Raw genomic sequence first — 21,196 nt, 5'->3', positions numbered from 1 at the left:
ATGGCTATAAATTCAATAGGTTGCAGCACGTTGCGAACATGCCCATCATGCAAAGTGCATGATCAGGCCAGCGCCAGCGGGTGTTCTGCACACCAGGGCAATCGCCAGGGGCCGGTCTTGTCCGCAATTTTTCGACCCAGAGCCCGCGATGACTAATGAAGCGTTGATAATCGATTTGTTTGAAGCCGCTGACGCCTTGGCCAATGGCGACAACAGGGCAATGCAGCGCCTGCTTGCGCCGATCAAGAACCGCGAATCCTATAACGGCACTCCTGTTCTGTTCTATGTGGCTGAAAACATTCAGGCGCTGGAATTTCTTGCGGCCAATGGCGTTGATTTTCTGCAAAAAAACAGCCTTGGCGGCAATAACCTGCTGCACCGGGTGTCATTGGACAGTGATGACCCTGTGTTCGAATGGGTGCTGGCCTGGTACAGCAGCAACAACAGTGTCGATGCAGCGAGCGACGATGGCTTCACCGTACTCTCGACGCTGCTCAAGTTCGGTCGGGCGGACCGCGCCAAGCGCTTGATCGAGTGTGGTGCAAGCCTTTCATCGGTCGCCAACAACGGCCTCACCCCGGCCCGGCAAACGGTCATTTGCATGGAGCAAGAGCACGATGCGCTTGAGGGTCTGGCGCTACTCCTGTCCCACGGATTGACCCTCGGCACTGCAGAGTTGGCCTATCTGGCGCACATGGCGCGCGCTATCAACCGGCACCGGCTTGCCAAGTGGATTGAAGACGATCTGATTCCCTCTGCTCCCGGCTAGTGAGTGCCCGGATAGCTGCAAAATCCCTACCGATACACTTTCACTGCCCCGACAAAACCTGCACAATCGCCGGCTTTTTTCCGACAAGGCAGTCCCTCATGCAACGGATCGTAATTCTGGGCAACGCCGGCAGCGGCAAGTCCACCCTCGCCCGCGCCCTGGGCAAGCAACTGGGCCTGGCGGTGGTGCACCTGGACAGGTTGTTCTGGGAGCCCGGCTGGGTCGAGCCGGATGCCGAGCAGTTCCGCTCGCGCGTGCGCGAGGCAGTGTCGCAGGACGCCTGGGTGTGTGAAGGCAACTATGCGCGGCGCACCTTCGACCTGCGCCTGCCGCAGGCTGACCTGGTGATCTGGCTGGATACGCCGCGCCTGACCTGCTTGATGCGGGTGATCAAGCGCAGCGTGCTGAACCGCCCGCGCCCTGACCTCGCCGACGGCTGCAGCGAAAAGCTGGACCGGGCGTTTCTGACCTTCCTGAAATTCGTCTGGACCTTCGATCGCGGTTATCGCCCGGGGATTGAAAGGGTACGTGAAGCCATCGGGCCGCAGGTACCGGTGGTGCATTTGTGCGGTAGCCGGCAAATTGCGGCGTTTGTCGAAGGCTTCAATCACGTTCCAGCCTGATCTCCTATGCTCATGGTTCGCCCACACCTCAGAGGAGCAGCGAACATGGCATTCGTGACCACTAACGATGGCGTTGAGATCTTCTACAAAGACTGGGGCCCGCGTGACGCCGAGGTGATTTTCTTTCACCACGGCTGGCCGCTCTGCAGCGACGACTGGGATACGCAGATGTTGTTCTTTCTGGCCCAGGGTTATCGGGTCGTCGCCCACGACCGCCGTGGCCATGGGCGCTCCAGCCAGGTCTGGGATGGCCACGACATGGACCATTACGCCGATGACGTGGCGGCGCTGGTCAAGCACCTGGGTGTTCAAAAGGCCGTGCATGTCGGGCATTCGACCGGCGGTGGCGAAGTCATCCATTACATCGCCCGCCATGGCCAGGAGCGGGTGGCCAAGGCCGCCCTTCTCGCCGCGGTTGCGCCGCTGATGGTACAGACCGCCAGCAACCCCGGCGGCCTGCCAAAATCAGTATTCGACGACCTGCAGGCGCAACTGGCGGCCAACCGCGCCCAGTTCTACCACGACATCCCTTCCGGGCCGTTTTACGGCTACAACCGTCCGGGCGCTAAGCCGTCGCAAGGGGTGATCCTCAACTGGTGGCGCCAGGGCATGATGGGCAGCGCCAAGGCCCACTACGACGGTATCGTCGCCTTCTCGCAGACCGATTTCACCGAGGACCTGAAGAAGGTCACGGTACAGGTGCTGGTGATGCACGGCGATGATGACCAGATCGTGCCCTACGACAACTCCGGGCCGCTGTCGGCGAAACTGCTCGGCAACGGCACGCTGAAAACCTACAAGGGGTTCCCTCACGGCATGCCTACCACCCATGCCGACATCATCAATGCCGACCTGCTGGCCTTTATCCGCAGTTGATCGCGGCTCAATGCCGTTCTATCAGCTCTGGCAGAAGCGTATCCGGTTGCCAAACGGGTCGTAGACTTCCAGCACTTTACCCCAGCCCTGCTCGACGATATCCGGGCGTCCATAGCCATAACGCTTGGCCTGCAGTTCGTCGCGCAGTTGCTCGATGTTGTGCGTGGGCACGAAGATCGTCGCCCCCGGGCTGGCATCGCCATGATGTTCGGACAGGTGCAGTTGCAGGCCGTCACGGCTGATGCCCAGGTACAGCGGCAGGTCAGCTTCGAAACGGTGCTCGAACTCAACGCTGAAACCGAGGAAATCCAGGTAGAACTCGCGGGCCTTGGCTTCGTCAAAGCTGCGCAGGATGGGAATGGGCTTGTCGAAGCGGATTGCCGTCTGCTTGGCTTGCTCGGTTGAAATCATCGTTTTTCTCCTGAAGCCGAGGCCGTGTGGGCGCGAGCGGCGGGCAGCATTAGCCTGGGGGCGATAGTACACAGATGATCGAAGCGCTGTCGATTTCGCCGGCGCCGGTTCGACTAGTGTCAGGCAGTTCCGCCTGCAGCCCCATCAGGAGCCACTCATGCGCAAACTCATCGTTGCCGCCTTCACCAGCCTCGACGGCGTAATCCAGGCCCCGGGCGGGCCGCAAGAAGACACCAGCGGCGGTTTTGGCTACGGCGGCTGGGTCGTGCCGTTTGCCGACCAGGCCTTCGGCGAGGCCATGCAGACGCTGTTCTCGCAGCCGTTCGAACTGCTGTTGGGGCGGCGCACCTACGACATTTTTGCCGGCTATTGGCCGCACCAGACCGACTCTGCGGATCAGTTCATCGCCGACCTGTTCAACCGTGTGCCCAAGCATGTCGCCACCCACCACCCCGAGACCCTCGACTGGCACAACAGCCATGCCCTGGTGGGTGAGCTAGCCGGGGCTATTCGTACCCTCAAACAGCAGGACGGCGCCACCTTGTTGACCCAGGGCAGCGGCGAGCTGGTGCGTCAATTGCTGACGGCGGGCCTGGTGGATGAACTGCGGCTGTTGATTCACCCGATCATCCTCGGCCGTGGCAAGCGCCTGTTCGATGACCAGGCGCAAGCGGCGTCCTTTACTTTGGCCGATTCGAGCAGCACGCCAGGTGGAGTGCTGATTACCCGTTATGTGCTTGACGGGGAGGTGCGCACCGGCTCATTTGCCTAGACTGCAGCTGTGCATGCTGGCCTTGCCAGCGCTGGTAATGTTGAATGGAGAGCGCAATGCCTGCCCCCGAAAACGAGCTGTTGCAAAGCTGGCAAGACAACGCCCAAGCGTGGATTGAAGCCGTTCGCAGCGGCGCCATCGAAAGCCGCCAGCAAGTCACCGACCAGGCGATTCTGCTGGCGGTGCTCGGCCGCCAGCCCGAACGCGTGCTCGACCTGGGCTGTGGCGAAGGCTGGCTGTTGCGCGCACTGGCCAAGCGCGGCATCGACGCGGTGGGGGTGGACGGCGATCCGACCCTGGTCGAGGCGGCGCGGGCAGCGGGGACGGCCCAGGTGTATCTGGCCAGCTATGAAGCGCTGGCAGACGCACAGGTTGATATCGGCCGCGACTACTCGCTGGTCTGCGCCAACTTCGCCCTGTTGCACCAGGACATCATCCCCCTGCTCGGCGCGATGAACGCCCTGCTCGCCGCTGGCGGCGCCCTGGTGATCCAGACCCTGCACCCGTGGGCGGCCGCGGCCGGCAACTATCAGGACGGTTGGCGGCAAGAAACCTTTGCCGGCTTTGCCGGCCAGTGGCAGCCCATGCCCTGGTACCTGCGCACTTTGTCCAGCTGGTTCACTGCACTGGACATGGCGGGTTTCAAGCTGGTCGCCGTGCAGGAGCCGCAGCATCCACAAAGCCCGCTGCCGCAATCATTGTTGTTGATAGCCGAGCCTAAAGATTGAAGCGCATCCCACCCACCTAATCAGGAACCACATACCATGAGCGAAGAGACAAAAGAAAAAGGGCCAGCGTCGTACTTCCCCTCCATCGAGAAGACTTACGGCCAGCCCGTCAACCACTGGCTGGAGCTGATCGGCACGGTCAGCGGCAAGAAGCACATGGAGATCGTCAGCTGGCTCAAGGCCGAGCATGGCTTGGGCCATGGCCATGCCAATGCACTGGTGGCGTATTTTTTGGCGAGCGCTAAAAACAGCTGAGGATAGAACCCGCCCCATGCTGGTCATCGAACAGTTGCACAAGTCGTTCAGCACTGCCCAAGGCCTGCTGCCGGTATTGCAGGGCGTCGACTTGCGCCTGGGCCAGGGCAGCAGCCTGGCATTGATGGGTGAGTCCGGCAGCGGCAAAAGCACCCTGCTGCACCTGGTCGCCGGTCTCGATCGCGCCGATAGTGGGCGCATCCTGATCGATGGCCAGGCGCTGGACGCCCGTTCGGAATCAGCCCTGGCGCGCTGGCGTCGGCAAGGCATCGGCCTGGTGTTCCAGCAGTACAACCTGATCAGCAGCCTCGATGTGGCGGCCAATCTTGCCTTTCAGGCCAGGCTGGCGGCGCGGTTTGACCGCCAATGGCTGGACTACCTGGCTGCCCGCCTGGGTCTGGCCAGCCTGTTGCAGCGCTACCCCGAGCAACTCTCCGGCGGCCAGCAGCAGCGGGTCGCCATCGGTCGGGCGCTGGCCGCTCGCCCGGCGCTGGTGCTGGCTGATGAACCCACCGGCAGCCTCGACGAGCGCAGCAGTGATGAAGTGCTGGCGTTGATGCTGCAACTGGTCGCCGAAGCTGCCAGCAGCCTGCTGATGGTGACCCACAGCCCGCGCCTGGCAGCGCGCCTTGAGCAGCGCTGCGTGCTGCACGCCGGGCGTGTGCAGGTCGAGGCGCACTGATGGGCCCGCTGCTGATTGCCCTGCAGGCGCTGCTGAGCCACTGGCGGCGCCACCGATTGCAGTTCTTCAGCATCTTTACCGGTTTGTGGCTGGCCACTGCGCTATGGACCGGGGTGCAGGCGCTCAACAGCCAGGCGCGGGCCGACTACGCCCGCGCCAGCGCAGTGCTGACCGGGCCCACCCAGGCGCAGCTGATAGCCGGCAACAGTGAGCGTTTCGAGCAAGCGCTGTACCTGCAACTGCGCAGGCTCGGCTGGCAGGTGTCGCCGCTGCTCGAAGGTCGCTTGCGCTTTGCCGGGGAACAAGCGCTGACGGTACGGCTGATCGGTATCGAGCCGCTGAGCCTGCCAACGGCAATGACCGTCGCCGGCACGCCGTTGCAAGGCTTCGATGTGCAGGCATTCATTGGCGAGCCCGGGCAAGCCTGGATCGGCCCCGATACCCTGCGGCAACTGCCTCTGAATGCCAACGGGCAAGCAACCACCAGCGACGGCCAGGTACTGCCGCCGTTTGTTGTGCAGCCGCAGTTGGCACCAGGGGTGATCGTGGTGGATATCGGCCATGCGCAAACCTTGCTGCAAGCGCCCGGGCAGCTGTCGCGACTGCTTTTGAATGATAACGCCAGGCCCTTGCCCGCAGACATCGCCGCGCGCCTGACCCTGCAAGCGCCCAGCGATGACGGCGACCTGCAGCGCCTGACCGACAGCTTTCACCTCAACCTCACGGCGCTGGGCCTGCTGGCGTTCGTCGTCGGCCTGTTCATCGCCCACGCCGCCATCGGCCTGGCCCTGGAACAGCGCCGCGGGCTGATTCGCAACCTGCGTGCCTGTGGCATCAGCCTCAACACCCTGTTGCTCGGCCTGAGCCTGGAACTGGGAGTTTTCGCCGTACTCGGCGGCCTGGCCGGGGCCGCCAGCGGCTATGGGCTGGCCGCGCTGTTGCTGCCCGATATCGCCGCCAGTTTGCGCGGCCTGTACGGCGCCCAGGTGGCCGGGCAACTGAGCCTGCCAGCCGGGTGGTGGCTGGCGGGCATCGCCGTGAGCGTGCTCGGTGCCTTGCTGGCCGGAGCCGGCAGCGTGTTGCGCGCCGCCCGTTTGCCGCTGCTGGCCCTGGCCCAGCCGCAGGCCTGGCGCATGGCCCAGGGGCCGTGGCTGCGCCGTCAGGCAGCGGTCGCCGGGCTGTTGCTGGTGGTCGCGCTCGCTTGCTGGCAATGGGGCAACAGCTTGGCCAGTGCCTTGATCCTGCTGGCAGCGCTGTTGCTGGCGGCGGCCTTGTTGCTGCCCGCCCTGCTCGACGGCGCGCTGGCCTGGCTGGCACGCGGGTGTCGCGGGGCGCTGGCCGAGTGGTTTGTCGCCGACAGCCGTCAGCAGCTTCCGGCACTGAGCCTGGCGCTGATGGCGCTGCTGCTGGCATTGGCCGCCAGCGTCGGCGTCGGCAGCATGACCGAGGGCTTTCGCAAGACCTTCAGCGGCTGGCTCGACCAGCGCCTCTCTGCCGACTTGTACCTCACACCGCAGGACACGACTCAGGCCCTGCAACTCACTGACTGGCTCGCCGAGCAACCGGCAATCACCACGTTGCTGCCCAGTTGGCGTGCCGAAATACGCGTGCAGCAGTGGCCGGTGCAGGTCCAGGGCATCATCGATCACCCCGCCTACCCCGCGCGCTGGCCATTGCTGGAGCAAAGCCCGCAGGCCTGGGCGCAACTGGCCAGCGGCAATGCGCTGATGCTCAGCGAGCAACTGGCCCGGCGCCTGGGCGTGCAGTTGGGCGACAACCTGCAGTTGGCCAATCAAACCATGGCTGTGGTGGGCATCTATGCCGACTATGGCAACCCCAAGGGCCACCTGCTGGTCAATGCCGACTGGCTGCGTGGGCACCTGCCGCAGGCGACGCTGAGCACCATCAGCCTCAATCTTGCGCCCGAGCGCATCGCCACGTTCAAAGACAAATTGCAACAACGCTTCGCCCTGGACGACAGCCGCGTGGTCGAGCAAGCCAGCTTGAAACGCTGGTCGACTGAAATCTTCAGCCGCACTTTCGCCGCCACCACCGCCCTCAATAGCCTGACCCTGGGGGTGGCGGGCATCGCCCTGTTCATCAGCTTGCTGACCTTGAGCCAGAGCCGCCTGGGCCAGTTGGCGCCGCTGTGGGCCCTGGGTGTGCGGCGCACGCAGCTGGTAGGGTTGTCACTGGGGCAAACCCTGATGCTGAGCAGTCTGACGGTGCTGCTGGCGATCCCTCTCGGGCTGTTGCTGGCCTGGTGCCTGGTGGCGGTGGTGAATGTTCAGGCTTTCGGCTGGCGCCTGCCGCTGCATGTGTTTGCCGCGCAACTGCTACAGCTGGCGCTGCTTGGCCTGTTGACCAGCCTGCTGGCCAGCGCCTGGCCCTTGTGGCAACTGGCGCGGAGCCAGCCCAGCGAACTGTTGAGGCAGTTTGCCGATGAAACCTGACCTTTGCCTGATGATCGGCCTGTTGCTGCTGGGTGGCTGCGACCAGCCCACACCTGCTCCCATAGGCTTTGCCGGGTTGGGCCAGGACGCTGCGGCCTTCACCCCGGTAACCCGCGATCATCCGCTGCTGTTCCCCCTCGATCACGGGCCGCACACCGGCTTTCGCATCGAATGGTGGTACGTCACCGCCAACCTCAAGGACGCCCAGGGCCGCGACTGGGGCGCGCAGTGGACGCTGTTCCGCTCGGCCCTGCGCCCAGGCACCGAAACCACCGGCTGGAACAGCCCCAACCTGTGGATGGGCCACGCCGCGCTCACCGGCCCCGGCGGCCATCAATACGCCGAAACCCTGGCGCGCGGCGGCATCGGTCAGGCGGGCGTCGAGCCCCAGCCGTTTCGCGCCTGGATCAACGATTGGTCGCTACAAGGCAGCGACGACATCGGGCGCCTGCAAATGAGCGCCAATGGCAAGGGTTTCAGCTACACCCTCAAGCTGATCAGCAACGGCCCGCTGGTGCTGCACGGCGCTCGGGGCTACAGCGAAAAATCCGGCAAGGGCCAGGCCTCATACTATTACAGCCAGCCGTTCTACCAGGTCAGCGGCGAGGTCGAACGCAACGGCCAGCGCGTGGCGGTGACCGGCAACGCCTGGCTCGACCGCGAATGGAGCAGCCAACCCCTGGCGGCTGGGCAGTCGGGCTGGGACTGGTTCTCCCTGCACCTGGACAGCGGCGCCAAACTGATGCTCTTTCGCGTGCGCGAAGCCCAGGGCGCGCCCTACCGCGCAGGCACCTGGATCAGCGCCGAAGGCAACGCCCAGGCTCTGCAGGGTGCGCAGATCCAGCTGCAGGAACTGGCCTGGAGCAAGCAGAACAACGGCCACAAGCTGCCAACCCGCTGGCGTGTGCAGGTGCCGGCGCACGGGGTGGATGTCCAGGTCGATGCACTGGAGCCCAAAGCGTGGATGTCGACGCGTTTTCCGTACTGGGAAGGGCCGGTGCGCTTTAATGGCAGTGTGAGCGGCAAGGGCTATCTGGAGATGACCGGTTACTGATGCTGCAGGTGCGGGCTCGCACCAATCCTGTGGGAGCGGGCTTGACCCGCGATCGAGCGCGAAGCGGTCGTAATTCGGCCAGCACCTGAAGTGCTGGCTGTACCGGTCTCATCGTACGCCCGCCAATCCGAATCCACTTTCACTGTAGGATCTTTCCGATTCCGTCCAGCGGTGCGCTAGATCGCGAGCGGCGGTGCTAGGTTCCGGCCTTCATTGCCCAAGGAACCTGCGCATGACAAGGATGCCACCCTCAACACCTTCCCCAGCTCACTCGATAATGTCTTCCTCAGAATTGCTGCAGCCCGGCTTCTACATCGTGCCGCGCAGCATGACTGACGGTCAGATAGTGGCTTCGCTGACTACGGCACATGGACCGCAATTGATCGCCCGGCTACAGCGGCTCAACCCGACCTTTGCCAGCGGCTTCAAGGCAGGTGAGATCTTCGTCATTGGCGACCCGAGCATCGACAATGCCTGTACTCGCGAAGAAGCCCAACTGATGAATTCAGCAACTCAGGTACGCGAAAGCCTGGCAACGCTCACTTCCCAGGAAGCAGACTTCATGATGCGCAACCTGCCCGAAATCGCCGGCATGCTGGGCACAGCAAGTCTGTCGATGGGCATCGGCAAAGATATGTTGGAGAAGGGGTTAAGACAGGTCGACGGTACACTGCGCAGTATCGAACAGTTGCACCAGCGCGAATTCAGTCGCAGTGGCAGGTTCAACAGCCCGGCATTCTTCAACGCCCGACGCGCGCTCTTCCAGCAGCTTGATGCGCAGTTGAAGAGCATTTTTCTCAACAAGCAACTCAATCTTGGAGACCACGAGCGCTTGCGCAAGAGCCTGGGAATTTCGACCCGAAGCCTGGTGCACCACTGGAGCCGCGCCGGTGGAGCTGGACAGATTCCTGGCTATGCTACGCATCTGGAACAGGTGGCAAAGACGGCGAAGTATCTCAAATATGGTGGTTATGTCGGAGTCGGGCTGGGTGGAACGGCATCCTGGTTAAACGTGCAGGCAGCATGTCGCGCTGGAGCGACAGAAGAATGCAGGAAAATCCGCTTTACCGAGACCGGCAGCTTCACTGGCGGGCTTGGAGGCGGGCTGGCTGGAGCATACGCAGGCGGCCGGGCCGCCGCTTCGGTGTGCGTAGGCATCGGACCGCACGGCGGCGCCGTTTGCGGCATAGTCCTGGTAGGCATGGGCACTTATGTGGGAAGCATGATTGGCAACACATCGGGCGATCTTGCTGGAGAACTATTTTACAACTGGACAGGCCCATGATTATTGACCCTCGTTCCTGGCCCCTGGAAGTGCAGATGGTACTGATCCTAGGCCCATGGATCATCATGATGACTGGGATCGTGATGAATGCGTGCATCGCAAATGGCCGAGATTTCGAAAGATCGCTTTCAGCGCTGCAAAGCAGCACTTGGCTTGAGCAGCAGATTCGCGTTTGGGGGACTTCAAGCCTGTTGTCACGTTGGGTACTGGTCGGAATGATAAGTGGCTTGCTGGCCTCCCCCCACAAACATATTCGCCGAGGCCAGCTCGATGCAGCGCAAGTGCAAAACTTTCCCTGGCAGCTCAAGCGTCGCGTGCTTGTTTCCGGCAGGCTGATCTTTATTGGGTTCGTGTTAATGATCATAAGTCTCGGGTTGTACAAAATCTGCGAACCCTAGCCCGCGAGGGCCGCTAACACACATGAGGAGCCCCACCATGGACCCACTCACCGGCGGTTGCCTGTGCGCCAACGTGCGTTTTGCAGCCTCGGGACGCCCCTACCGGGTCGGCCTGTGTCACTGCCTGGACTGTCGCAAGCACCACGGCGCGCTGTTTCACGCTTCGGCGATTTTCCCCGCAGAGGCAGTCAGCATCGAAGGCGAAACCCGTGACTACGCCGGGCGCTATTTTTGCCCACGTTGCGGCTCGTCGGTGTTCGCCCGCTCAGGCGATGAAGTCGAGATCAACCTCGGCGCGCTGGATGCCCCCAACCTGTTCACGCCCACCTACGAAAGCTGGACCACCCGCCGCGAATCCTGGCTGCCACCCTTCCCGCTCAGCCACCACTACGAAAAAGATCGCGACCCGTCGGGGCGCTTCGAGGACTAGACGGCCAGCTGTCGCTGCATCCCCTGCGACATCAGGCTGGACCCTTCGCGCAATGGCTGCGGGGCGCCGACCGGCTGAAAGCCATGGGCCTGGTACAAGCGCATCGCCGGGCTGTCGGCGAGGGTCACGCCCAGGCCCACCCGGCGCACGGCAACGCTGGCAGCCCAGTCCAGTGCGGCCTTGAGCAAGGCACTGCCGGCGCCCAGGCCACGCGCGGCCGGGTCGACCCACATCTGGTAGATATCGGCCACACCCGGCTCGGCCGCGGACAATTTGCACCAGACCATCCCGCACAGGGCGTCGCCGTTAACGGCGAAAAACGCCCGGTCGTTGCCGCTGGCATGGGCCGCCGCTATCCGCGTGGCCCAGTTTTCATCGCTGCGTTGCGACTCGGCGGCGAAGGTGCTGCCAAAGGCATCTGGCGAATCCTGCAATGCCTGCAGGCGCAGATCGCGGTAAGTGGGCCATTCATGGGGTAAAACGGGGCGGACGGCGATCACAAGGCTTCCTTGGCTGATTGATCCTGAACAGCTGCCAGACTACCACCAAGATGCGATCATGCCGCCCTTCATCGACACCGCAGGATCGACCACGATGTTTTCAGCAAGATGGACCTGGCTGGCCCTTGGCCTGTTACCCGCCCTGACCCAGGCCGCCACCCCGGAGCCGGTGCCACTGACCCGGGTATTCCAGGACTGGCGGCTGGCCTGCGACAACACCCGTCGCTGCACGGCGGTGTCGGGCAGCACCGACAACCCCGGGATGGGCCTGTACATCGCTCGCGAAGCCGGCGCCAAAGGCAGCACCCGGGTCAGTGTGATCGGCTACGACGACGTCGGCCTGCGCTATGAGTTTCACCTCGACGGCCGCCCCACCGAGCCCTGGCAGTACGGCTCGAGCGACCGTGAGTACTACTACCTTGAGGGCGACGCCGCCGTCGAAAAACTGCGCGAGCTGCGCAACAGCGACACCCTGAGCTCCAACAGCAACTTTGGCGAGCGCCGGGTATCGCTGCAGGGCTTGAGCGCCGCCCTGTTGCTGATGGACTCGGTGCAAGGGCGCATCGGCCACCCCAGCGCCTTCGTGCGCCCGGGCTACCAGGCGGACAGCCGCGTGCCGCCGGCCCCGGCGATTCCCAAACTGCCGCGCTTTACCCTGGCCCCGGCCTTGAGCGACGCCGAGCAACAGGCCATCGGCGACTACCTGATTGCTCTGACCAAGGACGAACTGAGCGCCGCGCCCCATCAGAACTGGCAGGCCCAGGCCGAGGTCTACCCCCTGGACCCGGCCCACGCCCTGGTGCGCCTGCGTTACGGCTGCGCCGAGGACGGCTGCAACCACAGCCTCTATCGTGTCTCGCGCACGGCGCCGTACCAGGCGACACCGCTGGAACTCAAGGCGGCGCCCGAGGCTCACTTCTCCCCTGACCTGTATGGGCAGATCAACTTCAACCCGGTCAGCGGCCAGTTGAAGATTTTCCGCGAGATGGGCAAGGACTGCGGTGATAGCTCGACCTGGCAATACGACGGTGCGGCCATGCAGCTCAAGGACCGGCGGACCATGTGGCGCTGCGACAGCATCAACGAGGAGTACTGGCCGGTGACCTGGCGTGCCAAGGGCTGACTCAGGCGCCGAGGTCGTCCCAGTACGGCGGCGTGCCGATGGCGTCGAGAAAGTAGTCCCACACCCGCCGCACCTTCTGCGAGCGCAGGCGGTTTTGCGCTGACAACAAGTGGATCTGGCTCGGCGTCGCCTCCACGGCGCCTTGCCAGTCGGGCAGCAGTTGCACCAGGGCCTTGCTGGTAAAGCTGTGTTTGCTGAACAGCCAGGTCGGAAAAAACACGATGCCGCGCCCGGCCAGGGCCGCTTCCACCAGCACCTGGGCATTGTTGCTGCGCAGCGGCCCGTGCACCTCGACCACCTCGACGCTGTCGCTGCCCGGTCGGCGCAAGTACCAGCGCTGCGCACCGCCGGTGCCTTTGTAGACCAGGCAGCTATGCTGGCGCAGGTCCTGCGCGCAGCCCGGCTGGCCATGTTTTTCAAGGTAGCTGGGGCTGGCACACAGGACATAACGCTGGGTGCAGATCTGCCGGCCGATCAGCCCCGAATCCTGCAGATGGCCGACGCGAAAGGTGATGTCGGCGCCCTCCTGCACCGGGTCGATGTAGGCATCGGTGGCGGTCAGCTCCACGGTCAGTTCCGGGTATTGCTCATGCAAGCCATTGAGCAGGCGCACGAGATGCAGATGGGCAAAAGCCACCGGCGCGTTGATCCGCACCAGGCCGCGAATGTCGCCGGGCTTGCCGCTGATCGACTCGTCGGCAGCATCCAGCAGCTCCAGTACTTCGCGAATCTGGAGGTAATAGCGCTCACCGGCTTCGGTCAGCTTCACCGCGCGGGTGTTGCGGTACAGCAACTGCTGCCCGACCTCGCGCTCCAGCGCCGCGATAAAACGCGACACCGACGAGGCCGGCACCTGAAAATGCCGGGCGGTGGCAGAGAAACTACCGGTCACCGCGACCATGGCGAAGAAGCGGTGGGCCTTGAGGTGCATGGGCGGCTCCTGAACGAGAAATCCGTCCAGTATAGGTGCTCATATTGCTGTTACAGCAATAGTGTTTTGCCTTTAGCCTTGATTGTGGCTGTTTTCGCAAGCCCCTAGCATGGCGCCATTCCACCCAGAGGCCCCACGCATGAAAGACCTGTTTGCCCCCTATGACCTCGGCCCACTGCAGCTGAGCAACCGTTTCGTCATGGCGCCGATGACCCGTTCACGCGCCCCGCAAGACATCGCCACCGAACAGATCGCCCTGCATTACACCCAGCGCGGCACCGCCGGCCTGATCGTTTCCGAAGGCACGCCGATCTCCCGCGAAGGCCAGGGCTATCTGTTCAACCCGGGCATCTTCAGCGAGCAGCAGATCCACGGCTGGAAGCTGGTGACCGACTCGGTGCACAGCGTCGGCGGCAAGATCTTCGCCCAACTGTGGCATGTCGGCCGGGTCTCGCACACCTCGATCCAGCGCGATGGCCTGGCCCCGGTCAGCGCCACCGGCAAGGTCGCCCAGGGCGCGATTGCCTTCGGCTACACCGACAGCGGCGAGCCGGGTTTTGTCTCGACCTCGACGCCGCGCCCGCTGAACACCGAAGAAGTCGGCCGGGTCGTCGAAGACTTCGCCCAGGCCGCGGCCAACGCCATTGCCGCAGGCTTTGACGGCGTCGAAATCCACGGCGCCAACGGCTACCTGATCGAGCAGTTCCTCAACCCGCTGGTCAACGACCGCAGCGACCGTTACGCCGCCGACACCCTGGAGAACCGCCTGCGCTTTGTCTTTGAAGTGGTCGATGCTGTGGTCAACCGCATCGGCGCCGACAAGGTCGGCATCCGTATCTCGCCTTACGGCCAGCTGTTCGACATGCCGATCTACGCGCAAATCGACGAGACCTACTCGGCCCTCTGCGCCGGCATGGGCGCGCGCGGTATCGCCTATGTGCATGTGATGGACCAGACCCACTTCTTCCTCGCCAGCGCAGGCGCCGTGGCCCAGGAACAGGCCCTGCGCGCGCTGCTGGCCGACTGCAAGGCGCAACTGCGCCAGACCGCGTTGATCCTGGCCGGCGACATGACCCTGGAGCGTGCCCAGGACCTGGTTGACGCCGGCCTGATCGACCTGGCAGGTTTTGGCCAGCCGTTCATCGCCAACCCCGATCTGGTCGCCCGGCTGAAAAACGGCTGGCCGTTGACCACCCCGGACCGCGACACCTACTACGGCGGCGGCGCCAAGGGCTACCTGGACTACGCCCCGTACGCACCGGCCTGAAGCGCGAGCAGGCCTGCCGTGGCCAGGCGTGGCATTATTTGCGCATACCGCTGTCCCCTTTTGTTCGCTCGCTTGTCATCAAGGGCATGTGAATCGAAAAGAGAGCGCAACAATGCCCGTACTGACACGCCACAGAACGCGCCTGGCGTCTTCGTTTTCGTCCCCTACCCTGTGCCTGGTGCTGGGCCTGGCGTCGTTGGCGCCGCCAGCGGCGCTGGCCGACGGAGCCAGCCGCAGCTACCAGGTACCGGCTGGCGAACTGGGCACGGCGCTGACCCGCTTTGCCGCCCAGGCCGGGGTCAGCCTGTCGGTCGACCCGGGCCTGGTCAATGGCCGGCGCAGCGCCGGCTTGAGCGGCAGCTTCAGCGTCGATGAAGGCTTTGCCCGGCTGCTGCAGGGCTCGGGCCTGCAACTGCAGCCGGTGACAGCGGGCGCCTACACCCTGGTGCCTACACCGCAAAGCGGCGACGCCGTGGAGATCGCCCCGACCAGCATCCTCGGCGCCCACAGCGGCGGCGACGATGATGGCCAGCGCTATGCCGGCGGCCAGGTTGCGCGCCGGGGCTCGCAAGGCCTGCTGGGCTCGCGGGACTTCATGGAAACGCCGTTCAGCATGACCACCTATACCAGCGAGGCGATCAAGGGCCAACAGGCGCGCACCCTTGGCGACCTGATCGCCAGCGACCCGTCGGTGCGCGCCACCAACCCCGCCGGCGGGCGCTTCGAGCAATTCACCATTCGCGGCTTCAGCCTGTTCAATAGCGATGTTGCCTACAACGGCCTGTACGGCATCCTGCCGACTTACTCCATCGACATGGAAATGGCCGACCGCGTCGACATCATCAAGGGCCCCAGTCAGCTGATCAACGGCATCTCGCCGCGCGGCAGCGTCGGCGGTGGCATCAACGTGGTGCCCAAGCGCGCCAGCGACACGCCGATCACCGAGTTCACCGGCAACTACGCGTCCGACAGCCAGGTGGGCGGTGCGGTCGACATCGGCCGGCGCTTTGGCGAGGACGGCAAGTTCGGCCTGCGCTTGAATGGCGTCAAGCAAGCCGGCGACACCGAATGGGACCAGCAGAGCGTCGACCGCGAAATGGCCGTGCTCGGCCTGGACTTTCGCGGCGAGCGCCTGCGCCTGTCGAGCGATGTCGGCCATACCGAGCGCAACACCGATGCGCCCCAGGAGCGAGTCATCGTTGGCGCCAACGCCAAGGTGCCGGACGCCGGCGACGTGCGCCGCAACTACGCCCAGGCCTGGAGCAAGGCGCGCACCAACGACACCTTCGGCACAGTCAACGCCGAGTTCGACCTCAATGACTCGCTGATGGCCTACGGCGCCGTCGGCGCGCGCAAGAGCAACCACGACTTCCTCCGCCACAACGTACCGGTGTCCAACGATGCCGGCGACTTCAGCGTCCAGCCGCGCGACTTCACCCGCGACGAGAACGTGCGCACCGCCACCGCCGGCCTGCGCAGCTGGTTCGCAACCGGCCCGGTGAGCCACGAGTTCAACCTGGCGGCCAACTACTTCTACATGGACTTCGAGAACGGCGGCGGGCGCTATGCCGCCGGCCCCAGCAACCTCTACAACCCGCGCCCGACCCCGACGCCCGGCACCCGGCTGCGCTCGGACCCCAAGGTCTACACCGAGAACCGCTTCAGCGGCGTGGCGTTGTCCGACACCCTGGGCTTTTTTGACCAGCGCCTGTTGCTGACCCTGGGTGCGCGCTGGCAGCGGGTCCAGGTCGATGACTGGAGCGATGGCATCAAGGGCGACACCGCCTACGACGAAGAGAAGCTCTCGCCCTCGGGCGGCATCCTGTTCAAGCTCAGCGACCAGCTGTCGCTGTATGCCAACTACATGGAAGGCCTGAGCCAGGGCAAGATCGCCCCGTCGACCTCGATCAACGAAGACCAGATCTTCGCGCCGTTCATTAGCCGCCAGGTAGAAGTCGGCGCCAAGTACGACCTGGGCAACTTCGCCCTGACCGCCAGCGCCTTTCGCATCAAGCAGCCGGCCTACGAGACCAACGCCACTACCCGGGTGTTCGGACCCAATGGCAAGCGTGAGAACAAGGGCATTGAACTCAATGTGTTCGGCGAGCCGCTCAAGGGCTTTCGCCTGCTCGGTGGGGTGATGTACATCGACAGCGAACTGACCGACACCGTCGGCGCCAGCTTCGACGGTAACCGCGCCCCGGCAACGCCGGAGTACAACCTCAGCCTGAGCGCCGAGTATGACGTGCCTGCCCTCGCCGGCCTGACCCTGACGGCCCGGGGCATCCACTCAAGCTCGCAGTACCTGGACCAGGCCAACAGCAAGCAGATCGACGGCTGGGAGCGTTACGACCTGGGGGCGCGCTATGCCTTCAAGGTCGATGACAAGGCCATCACCCTGCGCGCCAGTGTCGAGAATGTGCTGGATGAGCACTACTGGGCTTCGGCGGGCGCCTCGGATGACAGCGAGGCCGGGCTGACGTTGTCGACCCCGCGCACCTACCTGGTGTCAGCGACCCTGGGGTTCTGAGGGCAACGCTGTTGCTGCAACAGGATCTGTGCGGGAGCTGGCAAGCCAGCTCCGGCAATTCAACCCCTGACCGCCGCCGCAATCGCCGCGATATCAATCTTGCGCATGCCCATCATCGCATCGAAGGCGCGCTTGGCGGCGGCACGGTCAGTGCTGGTAATTGCCTCGACCAGCACCCGCGGCGAAATCTGCCACGACAGCCCCCACTTGTCCTTGCACCAGCCACAGGCGCTTTCCTGGCCGCCATTGCCGACAATGGCGTCCCACAGACGATCGGTTTCGGCCTGATCCTCGGTCGCCACCTGAAACGAAAACGCCTCGCTGTGGGTGAACATCGGCCCGCCGTTAAGCCCCACGCAGGGGATGCCCAGCACGGTAAACTCGACGGTCAGCACATCGCCCTCTTTACCCGAGGGAAAGTCGCCCGGCGCCCGGTGCACGGCACCGACCTTGCTGTCGGGGAAGGTCTTGGCATAAAAGGTCGCAGCCTCCAGCGCGGTGCCGTCGTACCAGAGGCAGATGGTATTTTTAGGGCTCATCCTGGTTCTCCACGGTTGGTGAATGGCAGGTTGAGTCTAGTCAGAAAGACAGCGAACACACTCACAACGCACCATTCAACTGCCCCAGGTCCGCCGCCAGTTGCAACCTGGCGGTGTACCAGTTGACCAGCGATTCCACGCGCCGCTGCTCGGCAAGCGCCAGCTCGTTCTGCGCCCTGAGCAGTTCGATGATGCTGCCCACCCCAGCCTTGTAGCGCCCCAATGCCACTTGATGGGATTGCCCGGCGCTGGCGACGAAGCTGCGGCTGATGGCCAGGGCGCGGGTGCGCGCATCCAGGGCCTGGCGGCTTTTCCAGACGTTGAGGGCCACGCTGCGTTCGGCCTGCTCCAGGGCCTGCTCGCGGGCGCCGGCTTCATAATCGGCGGCGCGGGCACGCCGACGGCTGAGGAAGCCGTCGAAGATCGGCACGGTAATCTGCACGCCCACGCTCCAGGTCTCGATCTGCTGGCGTGTCGACACCTGGTCGATCGGCGTGTCTTCTTGCTGGTAGCTGCTGAACAGCGACACCTTGGGCCGCCCCTCGGCACGCGCTTCATCCGCCCTGGCGCGGGTGGCGAACCAATCGGCGCGGGCCTTTTCGATGGCCGGGTGCCGGGCCCGGGCTTGCTCCATCAAGGCATCGACACTGGCCATGAACTCATCCTCCTGCCCCGCCGGCTCGTTCAAGGCGGTGAGTGTCAGCGGCGCCGAGGGTGACAGCCCGAGGGCACTGGCCAGGGCGCCCTGGGCCGTCGCGTAGTCACCTTCAGCCAGCACCCGTTCAAGCTGCGCCTGGTCGTGAGTCGTCTGGGCCTGCAGACGGTCGCTCTGCTCGCCGGCCCCGGCCTGGTACTTGGCGGTGGCCGCCTTGAGGCTGCTGGCCGCCAGGGACTCGGCGCTGCGCTTGGCCGCGAGCAAGGCGGCGTTGGCCTGGACCTGGTAGAAGGCCTTGCTGGTGGCGAGCACCGTGGCCTGGATTTTCTCCACCCGACTGCTGCTGGCCGCGTTCAACAGCTGGCGGGCGCCCTCGACTTTCGCCGCGCGCAGGCCAAAATCATAGAGCACCCAGTTGAGGTTCAGGCCATAGCTGTTGGTGCGGGTGTTGAGGGTCGAGTCAGCCTCGGGAAAGTTGTCAAAGCGCGTCTTGCGGCTCGCCCGCCCGCTGCTGGCCTGGGCTTGCACAGTCGGCCAGTAGGCCGAGTACTCGGCATCCAGGCTGGCCTGGCTGCTCAGTTGTGACAGCCAGGCTTCGCGCACTTGCGGATCGGCGCACAGGGCGATGGCCACGGCACTGGACAACACCAGTGGCTGTGCAGGGCTTAACCTGCCTGGGCAGGCATCGAGGGCTTCGGCGGCCATGCCCGGTAGCACCGTCCAGGCCAGCAGCAAGGCAGCCAGACACAGCCTGGTCAGGTGACGGTTCATGACGAAGACGCCGTACCACAGGCACGTTCATCTGGCTCGGCTGGCGCTTGCTCATCGGCCTCGATCAGCGGCCCGTCATACACCACCCGGCCGTTGTCCAGCGCCAGCACCCGGCGCGCCGAGCGAATGGTATCGGGGCGATGGGCAACAATGATGCGGGTGATGTTCAGCGCCTGCAGCGCCTGGTTGACCGCCGCCTCGCGGTCGATGTCGAGGTGGCTGGTGGCTTCGTCGAGAAACAGCAGCTTGGGCCGCCGGTACAGCGCCCGGGCCAGCAGGATGCGTTGCTTCTGCCCACCCGACAGCACCGTGCCCATGTCGCCCACCAGGGTGTTGTAGGCCATGGGCATTTGCGCGATGTCGTCATGCACCGCCGCCATGCGCGCGCACTGCTCGACCCAGCGCGGGTTGGCCTCGGCGCTGAAAAAACTGATGTTGTCGGCAATCGAGCCGGCGAACAGCACATCATCCTGAAGCACCGTGGCGCTGATCCGCCGCAACCGCTCCAGGTTATGGCTGTCGATGGCCACACCGTCGAGCAACACGCTGCCGCTGCTGGGGCTGAGAATGCCGAGCATGACATTGAGCAAGGTGCTCTTGCCGCCTCCCGAGGGGCCGACGATCGCCAGCGAATCGCCGGCTTCGATGCGCACCGACACTTCATCGAGCACATAGGGCTCGTGCTCGCAATAGCGAAACTTGAGCTGGCGCACTTCCAGGCTCGGCACGCTGTCGACGGCGTCGTTGTCGTCAGGTTTCTCAGGCGCTCTGGGTTCGGGCACCTGCAGCAGGATATCGGCCAGGCGCTCGCCATGCAGGCGCAGCATCAGCACATCGACCAGCTTGTCGATCAGCCCGGCTACGCGACTGTTGAACTGCTCCTTGTAGGCGTTGAAGGCAATCAGCATGCCGGCGCTGAACTGGCCATCGAGCACCAGCCTGGCACCGAGCCAGATCACCAGCACGGTCACCAGACCGAACAGCAGGCCATTGAAAGCGCGGTAAGCCAGCGCGAGCTTTTGCGGACGCAAGCCGGCGTTGATTTCTTCGACCAGCAGGCTGCCCCAGGCGCTGGCGCGTTGCTCCTGATGGCCGAACAACTTGATGGTGCGCACCCCGCGCACGCTTTCCAGAAAGTAACTCTGCTGGCGGGCGGCATGCACCAGCTCCTCTTCGCTGGCGCGGCGCAGCGGGCCGAACCAGGCCCAGCGGGCCAGGGCATAGATGACCATGGCCAGCAGCGCGATCAGTGCCAGCGGCGGGCTGTAAGCGAACATCAGGCCCAGGGTTACCAGGGTCATCAGGCCATCGAGCAAGGCTTCGACAAACGAGGTGGTCAGGGTGTGCTGGATCGACTTCAACGAGCCAAAACGCGAGACGATATCGCCCAGGTGGCGGCGCTCGAAAAACGCCACCGGCAAACGCACAAGATGGCTGAAGACGTTAATCTGCCATTGCGCGCTGAGCAGGGTGCCCAGGTACATCAACGCCCAGGAGCGCCCCAGCGCCAGGGTTTGCTGCATCACCAGCAGCAGACCGAAACCGATGGCCAGCACCGCCAGCAGGTCGAGATCGGCGCTGACCAGCACCTTGTCGATCACCGTTTGCAAAAAAAACGGGCTGAGCACCATGCACAGCTCCAGCGCCGCCGCCAGCAACAGCACATGGCTGAGCACCCCGCCAAAGCCCTGTACCCGGCCCAGCAACTGGCGCAGGCGCAGCGGCGGATTGGCCGCGCCCTGCTGGAAATCGCTCTGTGGCCACAGCTCCAGGGCCACGCCGGTGAAGGCTGCCGAGACTTCTTCGAACGACAGCTTGCACACCCCGCGCCCCGGATCGTGCAGGGTCACCCCGCGCGGCCCGACCTCCTTGAGCACCACGAAATGGTTGAAATTCCAGTGCAGCACACAGGGCAAGCGCAGTTGCCCGAGTGCTTGCAGTTCCAGGCGCAATGGCCGGCTGGCCAGGCCTAACTGGCTGGCCATGGCCATCAGTTGCTTGAGGGTCGCGCCCTTCATCGACGGCGACAGCTTCTGGCGCAGCGAGAACAGGTCATGACGCTGGCCGTGAAAGCCGGCGATCATCGCCAGGCAGGCCTGGCCGCACTCGGCGGCTTCGGCCTGGAGCACCATGGGCAGCTTGCG

At 64.4% G+C, this 21,196-nt stretch carries 20 protein-coding genes and 1 pseudogene; 15 read left to right on the top strand and 6 right to left on the bottom strand.

Going from position 1 to position 21,196, the window contains the following annotated elements; genetic code table 11:
• Positions 1 to 148 precede the first annotated feature (148 nt).
• The 3 genes from LOY22_RS10890 (at position 149) to LOY22_RS10880 (ending at position 2,268) form a co-directional block, all read left to right on the top strand.
• Positions 149 to 769 (top strand): hypothetical protein, encoded by a 621-nt coding sequence (locus LOY22_RS10890; protein WP_093384143.1) that lies wholly within the window; start codon positions 149 to 151, stop codon positions 767 to 769.
• A gap of 98 nt (positions 770 to 867) precedes the next feature.
• Complete coding sequence (locus tag LOY22_RS10885; RefSeq protein WP_093384146.1) at positions 868 to 1,392, top strand: AAA family ATPase; 525 nt, start codon at positions 868 to 870, stop codon at positions 1,390 to 1,392.
• Positions 1,393 to 1,437: 45 nt separating this feature from the next.
• Positions 1,438 to 2,268: an alpha/beta fold hydrolase gene (locus LOY22_RS10880; protein ID WP_258597454.1), complete on the top strand. Its 831-nt coding sequence runs from the start codon at positions 1,438 to 1,440 to the stop codon at positions 2,266 to 2,268.
• A gap of 21 nt (positions 2,269 to 2,289) precedes the next feature.
• Here LOY22_RS10880 and LOY22_RS10875 read toward each other — a convergent pair.
• Positions 2,290 to 2,649 (bottom strand): annotated as a pseudogene (locus tag LOY22_RS10875) (glyoxalase superfamily protein); the annotation flags it as partial.
• Positions 2,650 to 2,836: 187 nt separating this feature from the next.
• On the opposite strand from LOY22_RS10875, the gene LOY22_RS10870 reads away from it, so the two are divergent.
• The 9 genes from LOY22_RS10870 (at position 2,837) to LOY22_RS10830 (ending at position 10,736) form a co-directional block, all read left to right on the top strand.
• Positions 2,837 to 3,451, top strand: coding sequence for a dihydrofolate reductase family protein (locus LOY22_RS10870; RefSeq protein WP_093384152.1), 615 nt, complete (start codon positions 2,837 to 2,839; stop codon positions 3,449 to 3,451).
• Positions 3,452 to 3,507: 56 nt separating this feature from the next.
• Entirely contained in the window at positions 3,508 to 4,179 is a 672-nt protein-coding gene (locus LOY22_RS10865) for a bifunctional 2-polyprenyl-6-hydroxyphenol methylase/3-demethylubiquinol 3-O-methyltransferase UbiG (protein ID WP_258597453.1), read from the top strand.
• A 36-nt stretch (positions 4,180 to 4,215) separates the two neighbouring features.
• Positions 4,216 to 4,434, top strand: coding sequence for a DUF4287 domain-containing protein (locus LOY22_RS10860; RefSeq protein ID WP_258597452.1), 219 nt, complete (start codon positions 4,216 to 4,218; stop codon positions 4,432 to 4,434).
• 16 nt (positions 4,435 to 4,450) lie between these two features.
• On the top strand, positions 4,451 to 5,116 hold the full coding sequence (locus LOY22_RS10855; protein WP_093384163.1) for an ABC transporter ATP-binding protein: 666 nt from the start codon (positions 4,451 to 4,453) through the stop codon (positions 5,114 to 5,116).
• Positions 5,116 to 7,569 carry an ABC transporter permease gene (locus LOY22_RS10850; RefSeq protein WP_258597451.1) on the top strand — a complete coding sequence of 818 codons (2,454 nt, stop codon included), beginning with the start codon at positions 5,116 to 5,118 and terminating at the stop codon, positions 7,567 to 7,569. The genes LOY22_RS10855 and LOY22_RS10850 overlap by 1 nt, the downstream gene beginning before the upstream one ends.
• Positions 7,559 to 8,623, top strand: a complete 1,065-nt coding sequence (locus LOY22_RS10845) for a lipocalin-like domain-containing protein (RefSeq protein ID WP_258597450.1) — start codon at positions 7,559 to 7,561, stop codon at positions 8,621 to 8,623. Before LOY22_RS10850 ends, LOY22_RS10845 begins: the two co-directional genes overlap by 11 nt.
• Positions 8,624 to 8,900: 277 nt before the next feature.
• Positions 8,901 to 9,908 (top strand): hypothetical protein, encoded by a 1,008-nt coding sequence (locus tag LOY22_RS10840; RefSeq protein WP_258597448.1) that lies wholly within the window; start codon positions 8,901 to 8,903, stop codon positions 9,906 to 9,908.
• The gene (locus tag LOY22_RS10835; protein WP_258597446.1) at positions 9,905 to 10,306 is read left to right on the top strand and encodes a hypothetical protein; all 402 of its coding nucleotides are present in this window, start codon (positions 9,905 to 9,907) and stop codon (positions 10,304 to 10,306) included. Before LOY22_RS10840 ends, LOY22_RS10835 begins: the two co-directional genes overlap by 4 nt.
• 37 nt (positions 10,307 to 10,343) lie before the next feature.
• Entirely contained in the window at positions 10,344 to 10,736 is a 393-nt protein-coding gene (locus tag LOY22_RS10830) for a GFA family protein (protein ID WP_093384178.1), read from the top strand.
• Here LOY22_RS10830 and LOY22_RS10825 read toward each other — a convergent pair.
• On the bottom strand, positions 10,733 to 11,236 hold the full coding sequence (locus LOY22_RS10825; RefSeq protein WP_258597444.1) for a GNAT family N-acetyltransferase: 504 nt from the start codon (positions 11,234 to 11,236) through the stop codon (positions 10,733 to 10,735). The two genes, LOY22_RS10830 and LOY22_RS10825, sit on opposite strands and share 4 nt — an antisense overlap.
• A 94-nt stretch (positions 11,237 to 11,330) precedes the next feature.
• Here LOY22_RS10825 and LOY22_RS10820 point away from each other — a divergent pair, with 94 nt between their 5' ends.
• Positions 11,331 to 12,359: a DUF1176 domain-containing protein gene (locus tag LOY22_RS10820; RefSeq protein ID WP_258597442.1), complete on the top strand. Its 1,029-nt coding sequence runs from the start codon at positions 11,331 to 11,333 to the stop codon at positions 12,357 to 12,359.
• Position 12,360: 1 nt separating this feature from the next.
• Here LOY22_RS10820 and LOY22_RS10815 read toward each other — a convergent pair whose 3' ends face one another.
• The gene (locus LOY22_RS10815) at positions 12,361 to 13,290 is read right to left on the bottom strand and encodes a LysR family transcriptional regulator (RefSeq protein ID WP_045201313.1); all 930 of its coding nucleotides are present in this window, start codon (positions 13,288 to 13,290) and stop codon (positions 12,361 to 12,363) included.
• Positions 13,291 to 13,429: 139 nt separating this feature from the next.
• On the opposite strand from LOY22_RS10815, the gene LOY22_RS10810 reads away from it, so the two are divergent.
• Positions 13,430 to 14,557 carry an alkene reductase gene (locus tag LOY22_RS10810; protein WP_258597441.1) on the top strand — a complete coding sequence of 376 codons (1,128 nt, stop codon included), beginning with the start codon at positions 13,430 to 13,432 and terminating at the stop codon, positions 14,555 to 14,557.
• Positions 14,558 to 14,669: 112 nt separating this feature from the next.
• A complete protein-coding gene (locus tag LOY22_RS10805; RefSeq protein WP_258597439.1) occupies positions 14,670 to 17,087 on the top strand; it encodes a TonB-dependent receptor in 2,418 nt (805 codons plus the stop codon).
• A 59-nt stretch (positions 17,088 to 17,146) separates the two neighbouring features.
• Here LOY22_RS10805 and LOY22_RS10800 read toward each other — a convergent pair whose 3' ends face one another.
• From LOY22_RS10800 to LOY22_RS10790, 3 genes are all read right to left on the bottom strand, one after another.
• The gene (locus tag LOY22_RS10800) at positions 17,147 to 17,626 is read right to left on the bottom strand and encodes a VOC family protein (RefSeq protein ID WP_093384203.1); all 480 of its coding nucleotides are present in this window, start codon (positions 17,624 to 17,626) and stop codon (positions 17,147 to 17,149) included.
• A gap of 61 nt (positions 17,627 to 17,687) precedes the next feature.
• Positions 17,688 to 19,052: a TolC family protein gene (locus LOY22_RS10795; protein WP_213601648.1), complete on the bottom strand. Its 1,365-nt coding sequence runs from the start codon at positions 19,050 to 19,052 to the stop codon at positions 17,688 to 17,690.
• Positions 19,049 to 21,184: a peptidase domain-containing ABC transporter gene (locus LOY22_RS10790; protein ID WP_408980949.1), complete on the bottom strand. Its 2,136-nt coding sequence runs from the start codon at positions 21,182 to 21,184 to the stop codon at positions 19,049 to 19,051. The genes LOY22_RS10795 and LOY22_RS10790 overlap by 4 nt, the downstream gene beginning before the upstream one ends.
• Positions 21,185 to 21,196: the final 12 nt, after the last annotated feature.

The organism is Pseudomonas sp. B21-035, from assembly GCF_024748945.1.
In the GTDB taxonomy this organism is placed as follows: domain Bacteria; phylum Pseudomonadota; class Gammaproteobacteria; order Pseudomonadales; family Pseudomonadaceae; genus Aquipseudomonas.
The sequence above is the reverse complement of the archived record's forward strand: the minus strand, read 5'-3'. Positions and strand labels throughout refer to the sequence as shown.

What these genes read in the sequence shown, in the direction of transcription:
- LOY22_RS10890 (WP_093384143.1), top strand. Translation starts at nt 149, where the DNA reads ATGACTAATGAAGCGTTGATAATCGATTTGTTTGAAGCCGCTGACGCC.
- LOY22_RS10885 (WP_093384146.1), top strand. Translation starts at nt 868, where the DNA reads ATGCAACGGATCGTAATTCTGGGCAACGCCGGCAGCGGCAAGTCCACC.
- LOY22_RS10880 (WP_258597454.1), top strand. Translation starts at nt 1,438, where the DNA reads ATGGCATTCGTGACCACTAACGATGGCGTTGAGATCTTCTACAAAGAC.
- LOY22_RS10870 (WP_093384152.1), top strand. Translation starts at nt 2,837, where the DNA reads ATGCGCAAACTCATCGTTGCCGCCTTCACCAGCCTCGACGGCGTAATC.
- LOY22_RS10865 (WP_258597453.1), top strand. Translation starts at nt 3,508, where the DNA reads ATGCCTGCCCCCGAAAACGAGCTGTTGCAAAGCTGGCAAGACAACGCC.
- LOY22_RS10860 (WP_258597452.1), top strand. Translation starts at nt 4,216, where the DNA reads ATGAGCGAAGAGACAAAAGAAAAAGGGCCAGCGTCGTACTTCCCCTCC.
- LOY22_RS10855 (WP_093384163.1), top strand. Translation starts at nt 4,451, where the DNA reads ATGCTGGTCATCGAACAGTTGCACAAGTCGTTCAGCACTGCCCAAGGC.
- LOY22_RS10850 (WP_258597451.1), top strand. Translation starts at nt 5,116, where the DNA reads ATGGGCCCGCTGCTGATTGCCCTGCAGGCGCTGCTGAGCCACTGGCGG.
- LOY22_RS10845 (WP_258597450.1), top strand. Translation starts at nt 7,559, where the DNA reads ATGAAACCTGACCTTTGCCTGATGATCGGCCTGTTGCTGCTGGGTGGC.
- LOY22_RS10840 (WP_258597448.1), top strand. Translation starts at nt 8,901, where the DNA reads ATGTCTTCCTCAGAATTGCTGCAGCCCGGCTTCTACATCGTGCCGCGC.
- LOY22_RS10835 (WP_258597446.1), top strand. Translation starts at nt 9,905, where the DNA reads ATGATTATTGACCCTCGTTCCTGGCCCCTGGAAGTGCAGATGGTACTG.
- LOY22_RS10830 (WP_093384178.1), top strand. Translation starts at nt 10,344, where the DNA reads ATGGACCCACTCACCGGCGGTTGCCTGTGCGCCAACGTGCGTTTTGCA.
- LOY22_RS10820 (WP_258597442.1), top strand. Translation starts at nt 11,331, where the DNA reads ATGTTTTCAGCAAGATGGACCTGGCTGGCCCTTGGCCTGTTACCCGCC.
- LOY22_RS10815 (WP_045201313.1), bottom strand. Translation starts at nt 13,290, where the DNA reads ATGCACCTCAAGGCCCACCGCTTCTTCGCCATGGTCGCGGTGACCGGT.
- LOY22_RS10810 (WP_258597441.1), top strand. Translation starts at nt 13,430, where the DNA reads ATGAAAGACCTGTTTGCCCCCTATGACCTCGGCCCACTGCAGCTGAGC.
- LOY22_RS10805 (WP_258597439.1), top strand. Translation starts at nt 14,670, where the DNA reads ATGCCCGTACTGACACGCCACAGAACGCGCCTGGCGTCTTCGTTTTCG.
- LOY22_RS10800 (WP_093384203.1), bottom strand. Translation starts at nt 17,626, where the DNA reads ATGAGCCCTAAAAATACCATCTGCCTCTGGTACGACGGCACCGCGCTG.
- LOY22_RS10795 (WP_213601648.1), bottom strand. Translation starts at nt 19,052, where the DNA reads ATGAACCGTCACCTGACCAGGCTGTGTCTGGCTGCCTTGCTGCTGGCC.
- LOY22_RS10790 (WP_408980949.1), bottom strand. Translation starts at nt 21,184, where the DNA reads ATGGTGCTCCAGGCCGAAGCCGCCGAGTGCGGCCAGGCCTGCCTGGCG.